This window comes from Klebsiella sp. H-Nf2 (assembly GCF_002806645.1).
GTDB classification, from domain to species: Bacteria; Pseudomonadota; Gammaproteobacteria; order Enterobacterales; family Enterobacteriaceae; genus Klebsiella; species Klebsiella variicola.
In genome coordinates this window covers 45,673-63,802 of record NZ_PIBL01000002.1, presented here as the reverse complement: position 1 = coordinate 63,802, position 18,130 = coordinate 45,673, and the positions used below count along the sequence as shown (strand labels likewise).

Here is an 18,130-nt window from a genome sequence, read left to right as displayed (position 1 = left end):
CACTCCCGAAGACAACGATTGGATGAACGTCCTGTTCCCCGGCTGCAAACGAGGCGTCCTGCCCGTAAAACGCCCTCCGCAAAAGCGGAGGGCTAACGGCAACCTTACTCGCCCTGCTCGGCGACCGGAGCTTCCGGCGCTGCGGCAGACGGAGTCTGTTCAGTTGCTTCTTTGATGCTCAGACGGACACGGCCCTGACGGTCAACTTCCAGAACCTTAACCGGTACTTCCTGACCCATCTGCAGATAGTCAGTCACTTTCTCAACACGCTTGTCAGCGATTTGCGAGATGTGAACCAGACCTTCTTTACCGCCGCCGATGGCAACGAACGCGCCAAAGTCAACGATACGGGTCACTTTACCATTGTAGATACGGCCAACTTCGATCTCAGCAGTGATCTCTTCGATACGACGGATAGCGTGCTGCGCTTTGTCGCCGTCGGTCGCTGCGATCTTCACGGTACCGTCATCTTCGATTTCGATGGTGGTGCCGGTTTCTTCGGTCAGGGCACGGATAACAGAACCGCCTTTACCGATAACGTCTTTGATCTTGTCCGGGTTGATCTTGATGGTGTGGATACGCGGTGCGAATTCAGAGATGTCGCCGCGCGGCGCGTTAATCGCCTGTTCCATCACGCCCAGGATGTGCAGACGCGCACCTTTAGCCTGGTTCAGAGCAACCTGCATGATTTCTTTGGTGATACCTTCAATTTTGATATCCATCTGCAGCGCAGAGATACCGTCGCGGGAACCCGCTACTTTGAAGTCCATATCGCCAAGGTGGTCTTCGTCACCCAGGATGTCAGACAGAACAACGAAGTTGTCGCCTTCTTTCACCAGGCCCATTGCGATACCCGCAACGGCGGCTTTCACCGGTACACCCGCGTCCATCAGCGCCAGAGAGGCGCCACAGACGGAAGCCATGGAAGAAGAACCGTTGGATTCGGTGATTTCAGACACCACGCGAACGGTGTACGGGAATTCGTCGATAGTCGGCATCACGGCCAGTACGCCGCGCTTAGCCAGACGACCGTGACCGATTTCACGACGCTTCGGAGAACCCACCATGCCAGTTTCGCCTACGGAGTACGGAGGGAAGTTGTAGTGGAACAGGAAGGAGTCCGTGCGCTCGCCCATCAGTTCGTCGATGTTCTGCGCATCGCGTGCGGTACCCAGGGTCGCGGTAACCAGCGCCTGCGTTTCGCCACGGGTAAACAGTGCGGAACCGTGAGTACGCGGCAGTACGCCGGTACGAACGTCCAGACCACGGATCATGTCTTTTTCGCGGCCATCGATACGCGGCTCGCCTGCCAGTACGCGGCTACGAACAACGTTCTTCTCGATAGCATGCAGGATTTCACCCAGTTCGTTAGCGTCGAGGGTTTCATCTTCTGCAACCAGCGTGGCGATGGTTTCAGACTTGATCACGTCAACCTGAGCGTAACGCTCTTGTTTGTCGGTGATACGGTAAGCATCGCTCAGGCGGGATTCAGCCAGTGCAGCCACGCGCGCGTTCAGCGCGGCATCAACGACTTCCGGCTGCCAGTCCCAACGCGGTTTACCGGCTTCTTTCACCAGATCGTTGATGGTCTGGATAACAATCTGCTGCTGTTCGTGACCAAAGACCACTGCGCCCAGCATCTGGTCTTCGCTCAGCAGTTCAGCTTCGGATTCAACCATCAGCACGGCCGCTTCAGTACCGGCAACCACCAGGTCCAGTTTGCTGGACTTCAGTTCTTCCTGGGTTGGGTTCAGTACGTACTGGTCGTTGATGTAACCCACGCGCGCGGCGCCGATTGGGCCATTGAACGGAATACCAGACAGGGACAGCGCAGCGGAAGCGCCGATCATCGCGACGATATCCGGGTTAACCTGCGGGTTAACGGAAACGACAGTGGCGATAACCTGAACTTCGTTAACGAAGCCTTCCGGGAACAGCGGGCGAACCGGGCGGTCAATCAGACGCGCGATCAGGGTTTCACCTTCGCTTGGACGGCCTTCACGACGGAAGAAACCACCCGGGATTTTACCGGCAGCGTAGGTACGCTCCTGGTAGTTAACAGTCAGCGGGAAAAAGTCCTGGCCTGGCTTCGCTTTTTTCTGACCCACAACGGTAACGAATACCGCAGTGTCATCCATGCTAACCATCACAGCGGCCGTTGCCTGGCGCGCCATCATGCCGGTTTCCAGGGTCACGGTATGCTGGCCGTACTGGAATTTACGAACGATCGGATTAAGCAAAATTCTATCCTTTTTATCTATAAATGACGCCATATCCACGACATAGCGTCTATTGACCCGATCCTCTGCATCCTCGCGACTAATGACAACCTTTACCCGCCCCTGCGGATGAAGCCTCTCATTAGCCGCGCGAACCTCTGCATGAAGATCATTACTAGCAACAATACATGAGTTTTGAATGAATTGCTGCCGCCCGGTCGAAAAAAGGGGCCGTCAGGCCCCTTTTTCTGAAACTCGCAGAATTAGCGACGCAGACCCAGACGCTCGATCAGCGAAGAGTAACGTGCAACATCTTTACGTTTCAGGTAGTCGAGCAGTTTACGACGCTGAGAAACCATGCGCAGCAGACCACGACGGCTGTGGTGATCTTTTTTGTGCTCTGCAAAGTGGCCCTGCAGGTGGTTGATCTGTGCGGTCAGCAGTGCAACCTGAACTTCGGTAGAACCGCTGTCGTTTTCGCCACGACCAAACTCAGAAACGATTTTTGCTTTAGCTTCAACGCTTAGAGACATTTTATAACTCCAAAAATTAAAAGAAAGAAAGGGTGCCGATCTCTAATTCAGCGACCCCTGATGCAACGCCCGAAAATGTTAAAACACTTTAGCGGACGTTAAGCGGCGATATTCTACTCGTAGCAGGCTTTTATCGCAAGAAAAGCGCTTACGCCGGGTATTCCACCACCAGACGACGCGGCGCCACGCGGCCTTCATCGTCAATTTCGCCCATGCCGAGAAACTTGCCAGACTCGTTTTCCATCACCCGCACCAGCCCGCTAAGCGGCGCGCCAGACTGACGTACCGGGTTGCCGTTCTTAAAGTAGACCGCGGAAGTCTCCGGAATCGTCACCAGCGGATAGTCCGAAGCCGGACTGTCCATCGGCATCAGCAGCGGATCAAGCAGTTGCGCGGCAGGGATATCCTGCGCCGCCGCCTGATCGACCAGTGCCTGCAGTTGCTCGAGGGTCACCATCCGCTCAACCGGGTATTTACTCACCGCCAGGCGACGCAGGAAAATCACGTGCGCGCCGCAGCCGAGTTTCTCACCTAAATCATCGATAATCGTCCGGATGTAGGTGCCTTTCGAGCAGTGGATCTCCAGCTCCAGTTCATCGCCTTCGTGGCGAATAAACAGCAGCTCATAGACCGTAATCGGCCGGGCCTCCCGCGGGACGTCAATACCCTGGCGAGCGTATTCGTACAGCTTCTTGCCCTGATATTTGAGCGCCGAGTACATCGACGGCACCTGCTGCGTCTCGCCGCGGAAACTCTCCAGCGCCGCCGCCAGCTGTTCGTCGCTAAAGGTTAGCGGACGCTCTTCCACCACCTGACCGTCGGCATCGGAGGTATCCGTGCGCTGGCCCAGTCTGGCAATCACGCGATAACGCTTATCGGAGTCCAGCAGATACTGGGAAAACTTGGTCGCTTCGCCAAGGCACACTGGCAGCATACCGGTCGCCAGCGGATCCAGCGCGCCGGTGTGCCCGGCGCGGTTGGCGTTATAAATACGTTTTACTTTCTGCAGCACATCGTTGCTGGAAGCGCCCTGAGGCTTATCCAGCAGCAATACGCCGTGCACGTCGCGGCCGCGACGACGAGGACGACTCATCAGTCCTCCTTGCTGTCGTCCGGGTTCACACGACGCTCATCGTCGTGTTTCACCACGCTGGTGACCAGATTGGACATGCGCATCCCTTCCACCAGTGAGTTGTCGTAGAAGAAAGTCAGTTCCGGCACGATGCGCAGACGCATCGCTTTACCCAGCAGAGAGCGGATAAAGCCAGAGGCTTCCTGCAGCGCTTTGATGCCCGCTTTTACCGCGGCTTCATCTTTGTCGTTCAGGAAGGTGACATATACCTTGGCATAGGCCAGGTCGCGGGACATTTCCACACCGGAAACGGTGGTCATCATGCCCAGACGCGGATCTTTGATTTCACGCTGCAGGATGATGGCAATCTCTTTTTGCATCTCCTGGGCCACACGCTGCGGGCGACCAAATTCTTTCGCCATAATAAGTTCTCCAGAATAAAGACAAAAAAGGGGCCAAAAGCCCCTTTTTAAAATGATTGCCGGGTGGCGCTTCGCTTCCCCGGCTGCTTAGCCATCAGATGATTAATCGATGCTACGCTGGATTTCGATGATTTCGAACACTTCGATCATATCGCCAACGCGAACGTCGTTGTAGTTCTTCACACCGATACCACATTCCATGCCGTTACGGACTTCGTTGACGTCATCTTTGAAGCGGCGCAGGGATTCCAGCTCGCCTTCATAGATAACCACGTTGTCGCGCAGTACGCGGATTGGGTTGTGACGTTTGATCGTCCCTTCGGTAACCATACAGCCTGCGATGGCGCCGAATTTCGGCGATTTGAACACATCACGTACTTCAGCCAGACCAATGATCTGCTGTTTCAGTTCCGGAGACAGCATGCCGCTCATCGCTGCTTTCACTTCGTCGATCAGGTTATAGATGACGGAGTAGTAACGCAGATCCAGGCTTTCCGCTTCGATAACTTTACGTGCAGAGGCATCGGCACGAACGTTGAAGCCAACCAGAATCGCGTTGGAAGCTGCTGCCAGGGTCGCGTCGGTTTCGGTGATACCACCTACGCCGGAACCGATGATCTTCACTTTCACTTCGTCGGTAGACAGTTTCAGTAAGGAATCGGAAATCGCTTCGACAGAACCCTGCACGTCCGCTTTCAGCACGATGTTCACTTCGTGAACTTCGCCTTCAGTCATGTTAGCGAACATGTTTTCCAGTTTAGATTTCTGCTGACGCGCCAGCTTAACTTCACGGAATTTGCCCTGACGATACAGTGCAACTTCACGCGCTTTTTTCTCGTCACGAACCACGGTCACTTCATCACCCGCAGCCGGAACACCGGACAGACCGAGGATTTCCACCGGAATGGACGGACCCGCTTCCAGAACTTCGCGACCCAGTTCGTCACGCATCGCACGCACGCGGCCATATTCAAAGCCACACAGTACGATATCGCCCTTATGCAGGGTACCTTCGCGAACCAGAACGGTAGCCACCGGACCACGACCTTTATCGAGGAAGGATTCGATGACCGCGCCGCTCGCCATACCGTTACGTACGGCTTTCAGTTCGAGAACTTCAGCCTGCAGCAGGATAGCGTTCAGCAGGTCGTCGATACCAGTACCGACTTTCGCGGATACCGGGATGAACTGCGCTTCGCCGCCCCACTCTTCCGGCATTACGCCGTACTGGGAGAGTTCGTTCTTCACGCGATCCATATCCGCTTCCGGCTTATCGATCTTGTTCACCGCAACCACTACCGGCACCTGCGCCGCTTTGGCGTGCTGGATAGCTTCCACAGTCTGCGGCATCACGCCGTCGTCTGCTGCCACCACCAGAACCACGATATCCGTTGCCTGCGCACCACGAGCACGCATGGAGGTAAACGCGGCGTGGCCCGGGGTATCCAGGAAGGTGATCATGCCGTTATCGGTTTCTACGTGGTAGGCGCCGATGTGCTGGGTAATACCACCCGCTTCGCCGGAGGCAACCTTAGTAGAACGAATGTAGTCCAGCAGCGAGGTTTTACCGTGGTCAACGTGACCCATGATGGTCACTACCGGTGCGCGCGGTTCAGCCGCAGCGCCGGTGTCACGGTCGCTCATTACTGCTTCTTCCAGCTCGTTTTCACGACGCAGGATAACTTTATGGCCCATCTCTTCGGCAACCAGCTGTGCGGTTTCCTGGTCGATGACCTGGTTGATGGTCGCCATGGCACCCAGCTTCATCATCGCTTTGATGACCTGAGAACCTTTCACCGCCATCTTGTTAGCCAGTTCGCCAACGGTGATGGTTTCGCCGATGATAACGTCACGGTTAACAGCCTGAGCCGGCTTCTGGAAGCCCTGCTGCAGAGCGGAACCTTTACGGTGCTTGCCGCCTTTGCCACCACGAACGGCCGCACGGGCTTCTTCACGGTCAGCTTTAGATTCAGCGTGTTTGTTGCCTTTTTTGGCCGGACGAGCCACTTTGCTGCTACGACTACGACCACGGCCGCCTTCGACTTCACGGTCGTTATCATCTTCAGCCTGACGCGCATGCTGAGAGGTGGTTACGTGGTAGTCGGTCGTTTCTTCAGGGGTTTCTGGAGTTTCAGTCCAGTTTTTTTCATTTTCTTCAGCCATACGGCGTGCTTCTTCCGCTACACGGCGCGCTTCTTCTTCAAGTTTGCGGCGTGCTTCTTCTTCCGATTTGCGCTTCAGCTCCGCTGCTTCGTTCTCACGGCGGGTCTTTTCAGCCTGGGCGGTCTTGGTCATTTCGTCGGTATGTTGATTGCTCACTTTGTCTTTTTCCGCGGCTTCACGTTTCGCTTTATCAGCGACTTCACGTTTAGCTTGTTCTGCGGCCTCACGTTCAGCTTTTAATTGCGCCTCGCGTTTCGCTGCTTCTTCAGCTTCACGACGGGCCTGCTCTTCCGCTTCACGCTGCGCCTGCTCTTCCGCGGCCAGGCGTTCAGCCTCTTGCGGATCGCGTTTCACAAAGGTGCGTTTCTTGCGGACTTCGATTTGTACCGATTTACTCTTTCCACCGGTACCTGGAATATTCAACGTGCTGCGCGTTTTACGCTGCAACGTCAGCTTGTCAGGCGCCGAACCGTGTTCACGATTCAGGTGCGTTAACAAGGTTTGCTTCTCTTGCGCGGTCACAGAATCATCAGCTGATTTGCGAATGCCTGCATCAGCAAATTGCTGTATCAGGCGATCCACAGAGGTCTGAATTTCTGAGGCCAGCGCTTTAATAGTCACATCTGTCATGCTGTTCCTTCCTGCTACAGTTTATTACGCTTCGTCGCCGAACCAACAAATGTTGCGAGCAGCCATGATGAGCTCGCCAGCTTTCTCGTCGGTCATCCCTTCGATATCAGCCAGGTCATCAACGCCCTGCTCGGCGAGATCTTCCAGCGTACAAACACCACGGGCGGCCAGTTTGAATGCCAGAGCACGATCCAGACCTTCCAGATTCAACAGATCATCGGCAGGTTTGTTGTCTCCCAGGCTTTCTTCCTGAGCCAGCGCCAGCGTAGTCAGTGCGTTTTTCGCACGCTCACGAAGTGCTTCAACGGTGGCTTCATCCAGACCGTCGATTTCCAGCAGTTCTTTCATTGGCACATAGGCCAGTTCTTCCAGCGAGGAGAAGCCTTCTTCAACCAGCACTGTCGCGAAATCTTCATCAATATCGAGATATTTGGTGAAGGTATCGATAGCGGCATGCGCTTCCGCCTGGTGCTTAGCCTGCAGATCGTCAACGGTCATCACGTTGAGTTCCCAGCCGCTGAGCTGCGAAGCCAGACGAACGTTCTGACCGTTACGGCCAATCGCCTGCGCCAGGTTGCCCGCTTCCACCGCGATATCCATGGTGTGTTTATCTTCATCCACCACGATAGACGCGACGTCTGCCGGCGCCATGGCGTTAATCACGAACTGCGCCGGGTTATCATCCCACAGGACGATATCGATGCGTTCGCCGCCCAGCTCAGTAGAGACGGCCTGCACGCGCGCACCGCGCATACCGACGCAAGCGCCAACCGGGTCGATACGCTTGTCGTTGGTTTTCACCGCGATTTTCGCACGAGAGCCCGGATCGCGAGCTGCCGCTTTGATCTCCAGCACTTCTTCCCCGATTTCCGGCACTTCGATGCGGAACAGTTCGATCAGCATCTCAGGTTTGGAACGGGTCACGAACAGCTGGGCGCCACGCGCTTCCGGACGGACAGCGTACAGTACACCGCGGATGCGGTCGCCCGGACGGAAGTTTTCACGCGGCAGCATATCTTCACGCAGGATCACGGCTTCAGCGTTGTTGCCCAGATCCAGGGTGATGTTGTCGCGGTTCACTTTTTTCACCACGCCGGTGATGATCTCACCTTCGTGCTCGCGGAACTGATCGACCACCATCGCGCGCTCGGCTTCGCGGACTTTCTGCACGATAACCTGCTTAGCGGTCTGCGTGGTGATACGGTCGAAGGTAACAGACTCAATCTGATCTTCGACATAGTCGCCGACGTTCATGCTTTCATCTTCGTAACGCGCCGCTTCCAGCGTGATCTCGCGCGTCGGCTGAGTCACCTCTTCAACAACCAGCCAGCGACGGAAGGTGTCAAAATCACCGCTCTTACGGTCGATTTCTACGCGAACGTCGATCTCTTGTTCGTATTTTTTCTTGGTGGCCGTTGCCAGCGCGCTTTCCAGCGCTTCGAAAATTTTCTCGCGCGGCAGCGCTTTTTCGTTGGAAACGGCTTCAACAACAGCCAAAATTTCTTTGTTCATCGGGGCCTTTCACCTCAATCCAGACTGTTAAAAGTGGGGAACCAGGTTCGCCTTCTGGATGTTACTCAGCGCGAACACTTCATCTTTGCCTTCGACGGTTACCGTGATCATTTCACCGTCTACCGCTTTGATAATGCCCTGCCATTTGCGACGGTTCTGAACCGCCATGCGCAGCACCAGCGCAACTTCTTCGCCAGTGAAACGTTGATAGTGTTCGGCGGTGAACATCGGACGGTCGAGACCAGGCGAAGAGACTTCCAGGTTGTAAGCGACAGTGATCGGGTCTTCAACATCCATGACGGCGCTTACCTGGTGGCTCACATCAGCACAATCATCAACGTTGATGCCATCTTCACTATCAATATAGATGCGCAGTGTGGATGTGCGACCGCGAATAAATTCGATGCCGACCAGCTCAAAGCCAAGCGCTTCAACCGGCGCAGTGAGCATCTCTGTTAATTTTTGCTCTAATGTGGACAAACCCACCCCCAAGACATAAAAAAAGGGCGTATAGCCCAGTTATTCTGAAGTCAGATAACAAAAAACCCCGATAAATCGGGGCTTTAGATAACTGAACCCTGAGATCGCCATGGCGATCTGGAACACCTTCCGCAAGAATTCTTTCAAATTCGGCTACGAAGGACACTTAGTCCTCACAGTATATTTGAAAAAGTACTTAATGGGAAAGTGGTTGCGGGGGCCGGATTTGAACCGACGACCTTCGGGTTATGAGCCCGACGAGCTACCAGGCTGCTCCACCCCGCGCCTGAAACGTGGCATATTTTACTCTTATTGAGTAAAAGACGCAAATACTGCTGGGATTTGGTACCGAAGACGGGACATAAAATCGGGGTGAATTGTATCGGCAATTAGTATATTTTGTCAACATGCATTTTATCACCCCCGATTGCCGTTTGTGCTGGTATTTCAGGCTTTTTTAGCAAAAAGATGATGAAGCCCTTCCTGTCGCCAGTAAAAGATGGTTAAATGAATACTCACAATTAATGCATAAAAATGCAGTTAAGGTTGTTGAGTCGAACTCACCACAGTCTATCGAGCAGGGTTTTATTTTATGACGACGATTCTCAAGCATCTCCCGGTTGGTCAACGTATTGGTATCGCTTTCTCTGGTGGACTGGATACCAGCGCCGCGCTGTTATGGATGCGCAAAAAAGGCGCCGTGCCTTATGCATATACCGCTAACCTGGGTCAACCGGACGAAGACGACTACGATGCTATTCCGCGCCGCGCGAAAGAGTATGGCGCCGAAGGTGCCCGTCTGATCGACTGCCGCAAACAGCTGGTCGCAGAAGGGATCGCGGCGATTCAGTGTGGCGCATTCCATAACACCACCGGTGGGTTGACCTACTTCAACACCACGCCGCTGGGCCGCGCGGTCACCGGCACCATGCTGGTGGCGGCAATGAAAGAAGATGGCGTCAACATCTGGGGCGATGGCAGCACCTATAAAGGCAACGATATCGAACGTTTCTATCGTTACGGCCTGCTGACCAATGCTGAACTGCAGATTTACAAGCCGTGGCTGGACAGCGACTTTATTGATGAACTCGGCGGCCGTCACGAAATGTCCGAATTTATGATCGCCTGCGGCTTTGACTACAAGATGTCAGTCGAAAAAGCCTATTCCACCGACTCCAACATGCTCGGCGCGACCCACGAAGCGAAAGACCTCGAATTCCTGAACTCCAGCGTCAAGATCGTCAACCCGATTATGGGCGTGAAGTTCTGGGACGAAACCGTGAAGATCCCTGCGGAAGAGGTGACTGTACGCTTTGAGCAAGGCCATCCGGTGGCGCTGAATGGCAAAACCTTCGCCGATGACGTCGAGATGATGCTGGAAGCCAACCGTATCGGTGGTCGCCACGGTCTGGGCATGAGCGATCAGATTGAAAACCGCATTATCGAAGCGAAAAGCCGCGGCATTTATGAAGCCCCGGGGATGGCGCTGCTGCATATCGCCTATGAGCGTCTGCTGACCGGTATCCATAACGAAGATACTATCGAGCAATACCACGCCCACGGTCGTCAGCTGGGCCGCCTGCTGTATCAGGGACGCTGGTTCGATTCCCAGGCGCTGATGCTGCGTGATTCACTGCAACGCTGGGTTGCCAGCCAGATCACCGGTGAAGTCACCCTCGAACTGCGTCGCGGTAACGACTACTCGATCCTCAATACCGTTTCAGACAACCTGACCTATAAAGCAGAGCGTCTGACCATGGAAAAAGGCGATTCTATGTTTACCGCCGAAGACCGTATCGGTCAGCTGACCATGCGTAATCTGGATATCACCGATACCCGCGAGAAGCTGTTTGGCTATGCCCAGTCTGGCCTGCTGAGCGCCTCCTCAGCAACCGGTTTACCGCAGGTTGAGAATCTGGAAAACAAAGGCAAATAATCGCCTGACGATGTTTGCTCTCCGCCGGCGGCTTTCCGCCGGCTTTTTATTTTTTGTTACCCACCAACATCAAAAAAAATCGCCAGGACGCATTTTTTCCTTATCGCCCGACCAGCAAAATTGTTGACTATAATAACTTCAATTGATTAATTCATATCTGGTGATAAACATAATGAATATTAAACCACCGATCAGGCCACAAAAGGCCATTGACCGACTGATCGATGTGCTTGAGCCGCACGCCACGCCCGTTAACGCGATCGCCAGAAAAAGACTGACATGGGAATATAAAGGCAAAACTCAGCTCTTTATTTTTAAAAAAGGCGAACTGTCGATTATCCGTAATTCCGACAAGCTATTGATGGTAACCGTCTATGAGCCGCACCTTTTCGGCGTGGCGGAAATGCTACAGCCTAGTCGTAGCCATAGTCTGCGGGCGGAGGTCTCTTCCGAGCTGCTACGGATCGACTATGACCTGGCCTCCGCACTATTTCGCCAGCATAACCTTTGGGAAGAGGTGACCAGCCTGCTGGCCTATCATACTTCGTACCTGGTATATCGTGACGATCTGGTCCTGCAACAGCGAACCTATTCGGTCATACGTAACCATCTACTGGAAATGATGCTATTAACCGAAGAGACCCGACAGCGCGTGTCTATTCTTGAATATATTCAGGACAGGACCCACCTGTCGCGCAGCAGTATTCTCAATGTCTTGTCAGCATTAAAGAAAGGCGGTTATATTGCCTTTGCCCGCGGCGGTTATTTGCAAAGCATCGCCTCACTTCCTGAAAAATTTTGACCGCGCCAGTCACCTTTATTTGTTGTTATTCACCTCACTGTTGAAAATGTTTAAATTTAAATCAATAAACGCTAACGGTAAAAAAAGAAAAATTTTATGCTGAGCATCTGAATTTACCGGCGGACAACATGTCCCTGGGCTCGACCAGCAGGCAGCCACTCACGGCGTTAACCGCCGGGCCTGCACCGGCTCAGGATGTGCCACCGGAAATCGGCCAGGCGTTAGCAGCGGTAGCGGGAGTTGACCCCCTCGCCTGTCGTCTGCAGCGACCATAACGATGAGATCCAAGAACCCGTTAATTTTGCCCGAACGCCCGTATCGGGCTTTTTTTTATCTGAAGGAATTCCACAATGAAGTCTATTACTCCAAAATTGGTTGCCGTGATGATCGCCCTGGGGGCCAGCAGCGCCGTCTGCGCATCCGTTAACCTGCATGGTGAAGCCGGTGCCGAGTTCACCAATCTCTCCGCCAGCTTTGGCGCCGGGGAACCGGGTATGACGTTCAATACCCAGTGGGTCCACAGCGACAACGACGGGGATAGCGTAGGACTGGGAATGGGCTACAACTTTAACCTTGGGCCTTTTCTGATGACGCTGGGCGGTAAAGGTGTCTATCTGAACCCCAACGATGGGGATGAAGGTTACGCCATTGCTGCAGGTGGCGGAGCAGAGCTCCCCCTCGGCCAGTACTTCACGCTCTTCGGTGAGGGCTATTACTCACCAGACTCAATGTCCAGCGGCGTCGATGATTATGTGGAGGCCAATGCCGGATTACGTATTAACGTGCTCCCGTCTCTGAATATCGAAGCAGGCTATCGTTATATCGATATTGCGGGGAAAGATGGCCATCGTGACAACACCCTGGCCGACGGGGCCTATGCCGGGGTTAACTTCCGCTTTTAATCCTTACACAGGGATTGCCGTCCGGCAGTCCCTGTCTTCTCTCAGCTGGCCAACGGCACGCTTTTCAGCACGCGGTTGATCTCCTGCAGACCAGCAACATTATTCTCTTTCCGGTAAACGTCATTCATGGACGCCATCTGCTCCAGACGGGTCAGGGCGCCATACACCTGGTACGCCTCACTATGTCTGTCAAACACATCGCGGCGCTCCACATCCTGCAAATAATGATTTTTCAACGAATGGTTAAGGCGACCAATCAGTGCCGTATTGTCCTGGAAATAGCGCGTCACCGCCTGGGCATTATTCGCTGTAGCCCCAGGCTCACTGTGCGATACCGGTACCGTTAGCGCATTAATCGTCTCCACCGTTTGGGAGGGCGATGTTGAACTGCACCCTGCTAAACCGAGCACGCCGGCGACGATAAGCAACCCGATCTTGTTCATTATGTCACTTCACCTCTGTTAATTTGACGAGGCGACTTTAACGACAGTAAAAGGAGGGAACCAGCAAAGAGATGTTTATAAATAAATGGCCGGTGGGGACAAAAACAAAAAAAGACGCTTTTCAGCGTCTTTTTTCTGGAATATTGGTACCGAGGATGGGACTCGAACCCACAAGCCCGTTAGGGCACTACCACCTCAAGGTAGCGTGTCTACCAATTCCACCACCTCGGTACAGAATACTTAGTGCGGGATGTCGCTGCTCGGCTGAGCCGGTGCAGTTGACTGAGTTTGCTCCGTTTTCGGCGCGCTCAGGTTATCCCACTCACTTCCTTTACTGGTCTTGTTGCTGTTGATATTACCCAGCGCCAGACTGATGATGAAGAACAGCGCAGCCAGGATGCCGGTCATACGGGTCATGAAGTTACCAGAACCGCTGGACCCAAACAGTGTGCCGGAAGCGCCTGCACCGAAGGAGGCTCCCATATCAGCGCCTTTACCTTGCTGCAGCATAACCAGACCAACAAGGCCAATCGCTACAATAAGGAAAACTACCAAAAGAGCTTCGTACATAATCAACCTGTTCCTTGCGGATTTGCCGCATACCAAGTGCTTCGACCAATAAAGCGGGACGTTTTAACGTTTCCCACTGAAGCGGGTGTGAATACTAACCAAAGCGAATGACCTTCGCAAGGGCAATTTCGACACATTGTATCAACTGCAGAAAAAAACAGCAAAAAGTCGGTTTTCTATCATAAAAAAGGCGGCAAGCGCCGCCTTTTTAACCACTTAGCCCGGAAAGCTAAACGCTTTTTACCGCTTCGGCGATACGGTGCGCGAACTCGTGCACCTGCTCTTCATGCTCGCCCTCCACCATGACGCGGATCAGCGGCTCCGTTCCGGATTTACGCAGCAGGACACGGCCCCGCTTCCCTAACGCCGCTTCCACTTCTGCGGTTACCGCTTTGACATGCTCGTTCTCCAGTGGATTACCGCTGCCTTCGGTAAACCGCACATTCACCAACAGTTGAGGGAACATCTTCATGCCGCTGCAGAGGTCATGCAGGCTCATATGGTTGCGTACCATCGCCGCGACCACCTGCAGACTGGCGACGATGCCATCGCCGGTGGTGGTTTTATCCAGCAGGATCACGTGGCCGGAGTTTTCCGCACCAATGCGCCAGCCTTTTTCCTGCAACATCTCGAGCACATAGCGGTCACCGACCTTCGCGCGGGCAAATGGAATACCTAACTGCTTGAGCGCCAGCTCCAGTCCCATATTGCTCATCAGCGTGCCGACGGCGCCGCCGCGCAGCTGCCCCTGACGCAGTCCTTCCCGGGCGATGATGTAGAGGATCTGGTCGCCATCGACTTTATTACCTTCATGGTCAACCATGATCACCCGATCGCCATCACCATCGTAGGCAATGCCCAGATCGGCTTTCTCCGCCAGCACGCGCGCCTGCAGCGCACGCACGTCGGTGGCGCCGACCTCTTCGTTGATGTTGAGGCCGTCTGGCTCGCAGCCCATCGCGATAACCTGGGCTCCCAGCTCGCGGAAGACATTGGGGGCAATGTGATAGGTCGCGCCGTGCGCGCAATCCACCACCACTTTCAGCGTGGAGAGGCTCAGTTCGTTGGGAAAGGTGCCTTTACAAAATTCAATGTAGCGCCCGGCGGCATCGACGATACGGCTGGCTTTGCCCAGTTCTGCCGAATCCACGCAGGTAAGCTCCTTCTCCATTTCGGCTTCAATCGCCTCTTCCACATCGTCTGGCAGCTTGGTGCCCTCAATGGAGAAGAATTTAATACCGTTGTCGTAGAAAGGGTTATGCGAAGCCGAGATAACGATCCCCGCCTCGGCGCGGAATGCGCGCGTCAGGTAGGCGATAGCCGGTGTCGGCATGGGTCCGGTGAACGACGCAGAGAGCCCCGCTGCCGCCAGCCCAGCTTCCAGCGCCGACTCCAACATGTAGCCCGAAATACGGGTATCCTTGCCGATGATAATTTTACGCGAGCCGTGGCGCGCTAACACTTTCCCTGCCGCCCAGCCCAGCTTAAGCACAAACTCCGGAGTGATCGGCGCATCGCCGACGCGGCCACGAATACCATCGGTGCCAAAATACTTGCGGTTACTCATAACGTTTTTTTCCCTTAGCGGCGAGGGTGGCTTCCACCACGCGCAGCGCTTCTACCGTTTCTTTGACATCATGGACGCGGATTATCTGCGCGCCCTGCATTGCTGCAATGACGGCACACGCCAGGCTGCCGTTCAGCCGTTCTGACGGCCCGACGTTCAGCAACTGACCTACCATCGACTTACGCGACATACCGACCAGCAGAGGCAGCCCAAAGTGGTGAAATTCACCCAGTCTGGCCAGCAGTTGATAATTATGGGAGAGATTTTTACCGAAACCGAATCCCGGGTCGAGCAGCAATTTTTCTTTTGCGATCCCCGCCTGCTCGCAGCGCACAATATGTTCTGTAAAAAAGCGCTCGACATCGGCGAAGACATCCTCATATTTCGGCGCCTCCTGCATGGTTTTCGGCTGACCCTGCATATGCATCAGACACACCGGCAGCCCGGTTTCCGCGGCGGCCTGCAGCGCGCCAGGTTCGGTCAGAGAGCGAATATCGTTAATGATATGCGCCCCTGCCCGGGCCGATTCGCGGATAACCTCCGGTTTGGAGGTATCCACCGAGATCCACACTTCAAAGCGCTGAGCGATCGCTTCGACGACCGGGATCACCCGTGCGAGTTCCTCTTCTACGCTCACCTCAGCCGCCCCGGGCCGCGTCGATTCACCGCCGATATCAATGATGGTCGCCCCGGCGTTAATCATCAGGTTGGCATGCTTCACCGCCTCAACCAGCGAGTTGTGGGCACCGCCATCGGAGAAGGAGTCGGGCGTCACATTAAGAATGCCCATCACATGGGGATGAGAGAGATCGAGGGTTGAGCCCTGGGCTACAAGTTTCATCACAAAATCCCTGAGACTGAAGAGGTTAAAAAAGAAAAACCCCGGAGCGGGCGCCCCGGGGTTTTAAGGTTAAAACAAGACATCAACAGCGGTAGCTTACTTGTCGCCCAGCTGCTCTGACATGGTGTTGCCCGGGTTCGGCGTACGCGGTTCATCAACCGGGCGCGGCGCACGAGGCGTACCATTGTTGTCAGAGTTGTTCGAAGAACCAGATTCTTCCCAACCCGCTGGCGGACGAACATCGCGACGAGCCATCAGGTCGTCAATCTGCGGCGCATCGATGGTCTCATATTTCATGAGCGCATCTTTCATCGCGTGCAGAATATCCATGTTGTCGTTCAGCAGCTGACGAGCACGACCGTAGTTACGCTCAATCAGCGATTTCACTTCCTGGTCGATGATACGCGCGGTTTCATCAGACATATGCTTCGCTTTCGCTACGCTACGGCCGAGGAAGACTTCGCCCTCTTCTTCCGCATACAGCAGCGGACCGAGTTTGTCGGAGAAGCCCCACTGAGTCACCATGTTACGCGCCAGGTTTGTCGCCACTTTAATATCGTTGGACGCACCGGTAGAAACATGTTCCGGACCGTAGATAATCTCTTCCGCCAGACGACCGCCGTACAGCGTGGAGATCTGGCTTTCCAGTTTCTGACGACTGGCGCTGATCGCATCGCCTTCCGGCAGGAAGAAGGTCACACCCAGCGCACGACCGCGCGGGATAATCGTCACTTTATGGACCGGATCGTGTTCCGGTACCAGACGGCCGATAATGGCGTGGCCCGCTTCGTGGTAAGCGGTCGATTCTTTCTGCGCTTCCGTCATCACCATGGAGCGACGTTCCGCACCCATCATGATTTTGTCTTTCGCTTTTTCGAACTCAACCATCGACACAACGCGTTTGTTGCCGCGAGCAGCAAACAGCGCCGCTTCGTTGACCAGGTTCGCCAGGTCCGCACCGGAGAAGCCCGGGGTACCGCGCGCAATGATCGCCGCGTCGATATCCGGCGCCAGCGGTACGCGACGCATATGCACTTTCAGGATCTGTTCACGACCGCGAACATCCGGCAGACCAACAACAACCTGGCGGTCGAAACGGCCTGGACGCAGCAGCGCCGGGTCAAGAACGTCCGGACGGTTAGTCGCCGCGATAACAATGATACCTTCGTTACCTTCGAAGCCGTCCATTTCAACCAGCATCTGGTTCAGGGTCTGCTCACGTTCATCGTGACCACCGCCAAGGCCCGCGCCACGCTGGCGGCCGACGGCGTCGATTTCATCGATGAAGATGATGCAAGGCGCTGCTTTCTTGGCCTGTTCGAACATGTCACGCACACGAGATGCACCGACACCGACGAACATTTCGACGAAATCAGAACCGGAAATTGTGAAGAACGGCACCTTCGCTTCGCCAGCGATCGCTTTCGCCAGCAGCGTTTTACCGGTACCCGGAGGGCCGACCATCAGGACGCCTTTCGGGATCTTACCGCCCAGTTTCTGGAAGCGGCTCGGCTCACGCAGGTATTCCACCAGCTCACCGACTTCCTCTTTCGCTTCGTCACACCCGGCAACGTCGGCAAAAGTGGTTTTGATCTGGTCTTCCGTCAGCATACGGGCTTTGCTTTTGCCGAAGGACATCGCGCCCTTCCCGCCACCGCCCTGCATTTGCCGCATAAAGAAGATCCAGACGCCGATCAACAGCAGCATTGGGAACCAGGAGATGAAGATGGAAGCCAGCAGGCTTGGCTCTTCTGGTGGTTCGCCAATAACTTTGACGTTTTTAGTCAACAGGTTATCGAGCAGCTTCGGATCGTTAACCGGAATGTAAGTCGTGTAACGGTTACTATCTTTCTTGGTAACGTTGATCTCACGTCCGTTGATACGCGCTTCGCGAACCTGGTCCTGATTGACCTCTTGCAGGAAGGTAGAATAATCCACCTTGCGGCCATTCGACTCGCTGGGCCCAAAGCTCTGGAATACTGACATCAGCACAACGGCAATGACCAGCCAGAGTATTAGGTTTTTCGCCATGTCACTC

15 protein-coding genes and 2 tRNA genes are annotated in these 18,130 nt (G+C 54.6%); 3 read left to right on the top strand and 14 right to left on the bottom strand.

What is annotated here, in order from left to right; translation table 11 throughout:
- Positions 1 to 104 precede the first annotated feature (104 nt).
- The 8 genes from pnp to CWM58_RS06875 all read right to left on the bottom strand — a co-directional run bounded on the left by pnp (position 105) and on the right by CWM58_RS06875 (position 9,316).
- Complete coding sequence (pnp, locus tag CWM58_RS06915) at positions 105 to 2,240, bottom strand: polyribonucleotide nucleotidyltransferase (protein ID WP_061153206.1); 2,136 nt, start codon at positions 2,238 to 2,240, stop codon at positions 105 to 107.
- 242 nt (positions 2,241 to 2,482) lie between these two features.
- The gene (gene rpsO / locus CWM58_RS06905) at positions 2,483 to 2,752 is read right to left on the bottom strand and encodes a 30S ribosomal protein S15 (RefSeq protein WP_004106090.1); all 270 of its coding nucleotides are present in this window, start codon (positions 2,750 to 2,752) and stop codon (positions 2,483 to 2,485) included.
- Between the two features lie 148 nt (positions 2,753 to 2,900).
- A complete protein-coding gene (truB, locus tag CWM58_RS06900; RefSeq protein WP_100680595.1) occupies positions 2,901 to 3,845 on the bottom strand; it encodes a tRNA pseudouridine(55) synthase TruB in 945 nt (314 codons plus the stop codon).
- Complete coding sequence (rbfA, locus tag CWM58_RS06895) at positions 3,845 to 4,246, bottom strand: 30S ribosome-binding factor RbfA (RefSeq protein WP_002918248.1); 402 nt, start codon at positions 4,244 to 4,246, stop codon at positions 3,845 to 3,847. The genes truB and rbfA overlap by 1 nt, the downstream gene beginning before the upstream one ends.
- Before the next feature lie 102 nt (positions 4,247 to 4,348).
- Positions 4,349 to 7,039, bottom strand: coding sequence for a translation initiation factor IF-2 (gene infB / locus CWM58_RS06890; protein ID WP_061153204.1), 2,691 nt, complete (start codon positions 7,037 to 7,039; stop codon positions 4,349 to 4,351).
- Positions 7,040 to 7,063: 24 nt separating this feature from the next.
- Positions 7,064 to 8,551, bottom strand: a complete 1,488-nt coding sequence (gene nusA / locus CWM58_RS06885; RefSeq protein WP_008806630.1) for a transcription termination factor NusA — start codon at positions 8,549 to 8,551, stop codon at positions 7,064 to 7,066.
- 27 nt (positions 8,552 to 8,578) lie between these two features.
- Complete coding sequence (gene rimP, locus CWM58_RS06880) at positions 8,579 to 9,031, bottom strand: ribosome maturation factor RimP (protein WP_002918364.1); 453 nt, start codon at positions 9,029 to 9,031, stop codon at positions 8,579 to 8,581.
- A 208-nt stretch (positions 9,032 to 9,239) separates the two neighbouring features.
- Positions 9,240 to 9,316 (bottom strand) — tRNA-Met (locus CWM58_RS06875).
- Positions 9,317 to 9,623: 307 nt separating this feature from the next.
- Between CWM58_RS06875 and argG the strand changes: the two genes are divergently transcribed.
- The 3 genes from argG to CWM58_RS06860 all read left to right on the top strand — a co-directional run bounded on the left by argG (position 9,624) and on the right by CWM58_RS06860 (position 12,671).
- Entirely contained in the window at positions 9,624 to 10,967 is a 1,344-nt protein-coding gene (argG, locus tag CWM58_RS06870; protein ID WP_061153203.1) for an argininosuccinate synthase, read from the top strand.
- Between the two features lie 172 nt (positions 10,968 to 11,139).
- The gene (locus CWM58_RS06865) at positions 11,140 to 11,769 is read left to right on the top strand and encodes a winged helix-turn-helix transcriptional regulator (RefSeq protein WP_023323319.1); all 630 of its coding nucleotides are present in this window, start codon (positions 11,140 to 11,142) and stop codon (positions 11,767 to 11,769) included.
- A 350-nt stretch (positions 11,770 to 12,119) separates the two neighbouring features.
- On the top strand, positions 12,120 to 12,671 hold the full coding sequence (locus tag CWM58_RS06860; RefSeq protein ID WP_061153202.1) for a YfaZ family outer membrane protein: 552 nt from the start codon (positions 12,120 to 12,122) through the stop codon (positions 12,669 to 12,671).
- Between the two features lie 41 nt (positions 12,672 to 12,712).
- Here CWM58_RS06860 and CWM58_RS28445 read toward each other — a convergent pair whose 3' ends face one another.
- The 6 genes from CWM58_RS28445 to ftsH all read right to left on the bottom strand — a co-directional run bounded on the left by CWM58_RS28445 (position 12,713) and on the right by ftsH (position 18,123).
- Entirely contained in the window at positions 12,713 to 12,961 is a 249-nt protein-coding gene (locus tag CWM58_RS28445) for a hypothetical protein (RefSeq protein WP_162493299.1), read from the bottom strand.
- Positions 12,962 to 13,258: 297 nt separating this feature from the next.
- Positions 13,259 to 13,345: transfer RNA gene (locus CWM58_RS06850), tRNA-Leu, on the bottom strand.
- 9 nt (positions 13,346 to 13,354) lie between these two features.
- Entirely contained in the window at positions 13,355 to 13,684 is a 330-nt protein-coding gene (gene secG / locus CWM58_RS06845; RefSeq protein WP_100680594.1) for a preprotein translocase subunit SecG, read from the bottom strand.
- A 229-nt stretch (positions 13,685 to 13,913) separates the two neighbouring features.
- Positions 13,914 to 15,251: a phosphoglucosamine mutase gene (gene glmM, locus CWM58_RS06840; RefSeq protein ID WP_061153200.1), complete on the bottom strand. Its 1,338-nt coding sequence runs from the start codon at positions 15,249 to 15,251 to the stop codon at positions 13,914 to 13,916.
- Positions 15,244 to 16,092 (bottom strand): dihydropteroate synthase, encoded by an 849-nt coding sequence (gene folP / locus CWM58_RS06835; RefSeq protein WP_061153199.1) that lies wholly within the window; start codon positions 16,090 to 16,092, stop codon positions 15,244 to 15,246. Before folP ends, glmM begins: the two co-directional genes overlap by 8 nt.
- Before the next feature lie 96 nt (positions 16,093 to 16,188).
- On the bottom strand, positions 16,189 to 18,123 hold the full coding sequence (gene ftsH, locus CWM58_RS06830; protein WP_061153198.1) for an ATP-dependent zinc metalloprotease FtsH: 1,935 nt from the start codon (positions 18,121 to 18,123) through the stop codon (positions 16,189 to 16,191).
- Positions 18,124 to 18,130 lie beyond the last annotated feature (7 nt).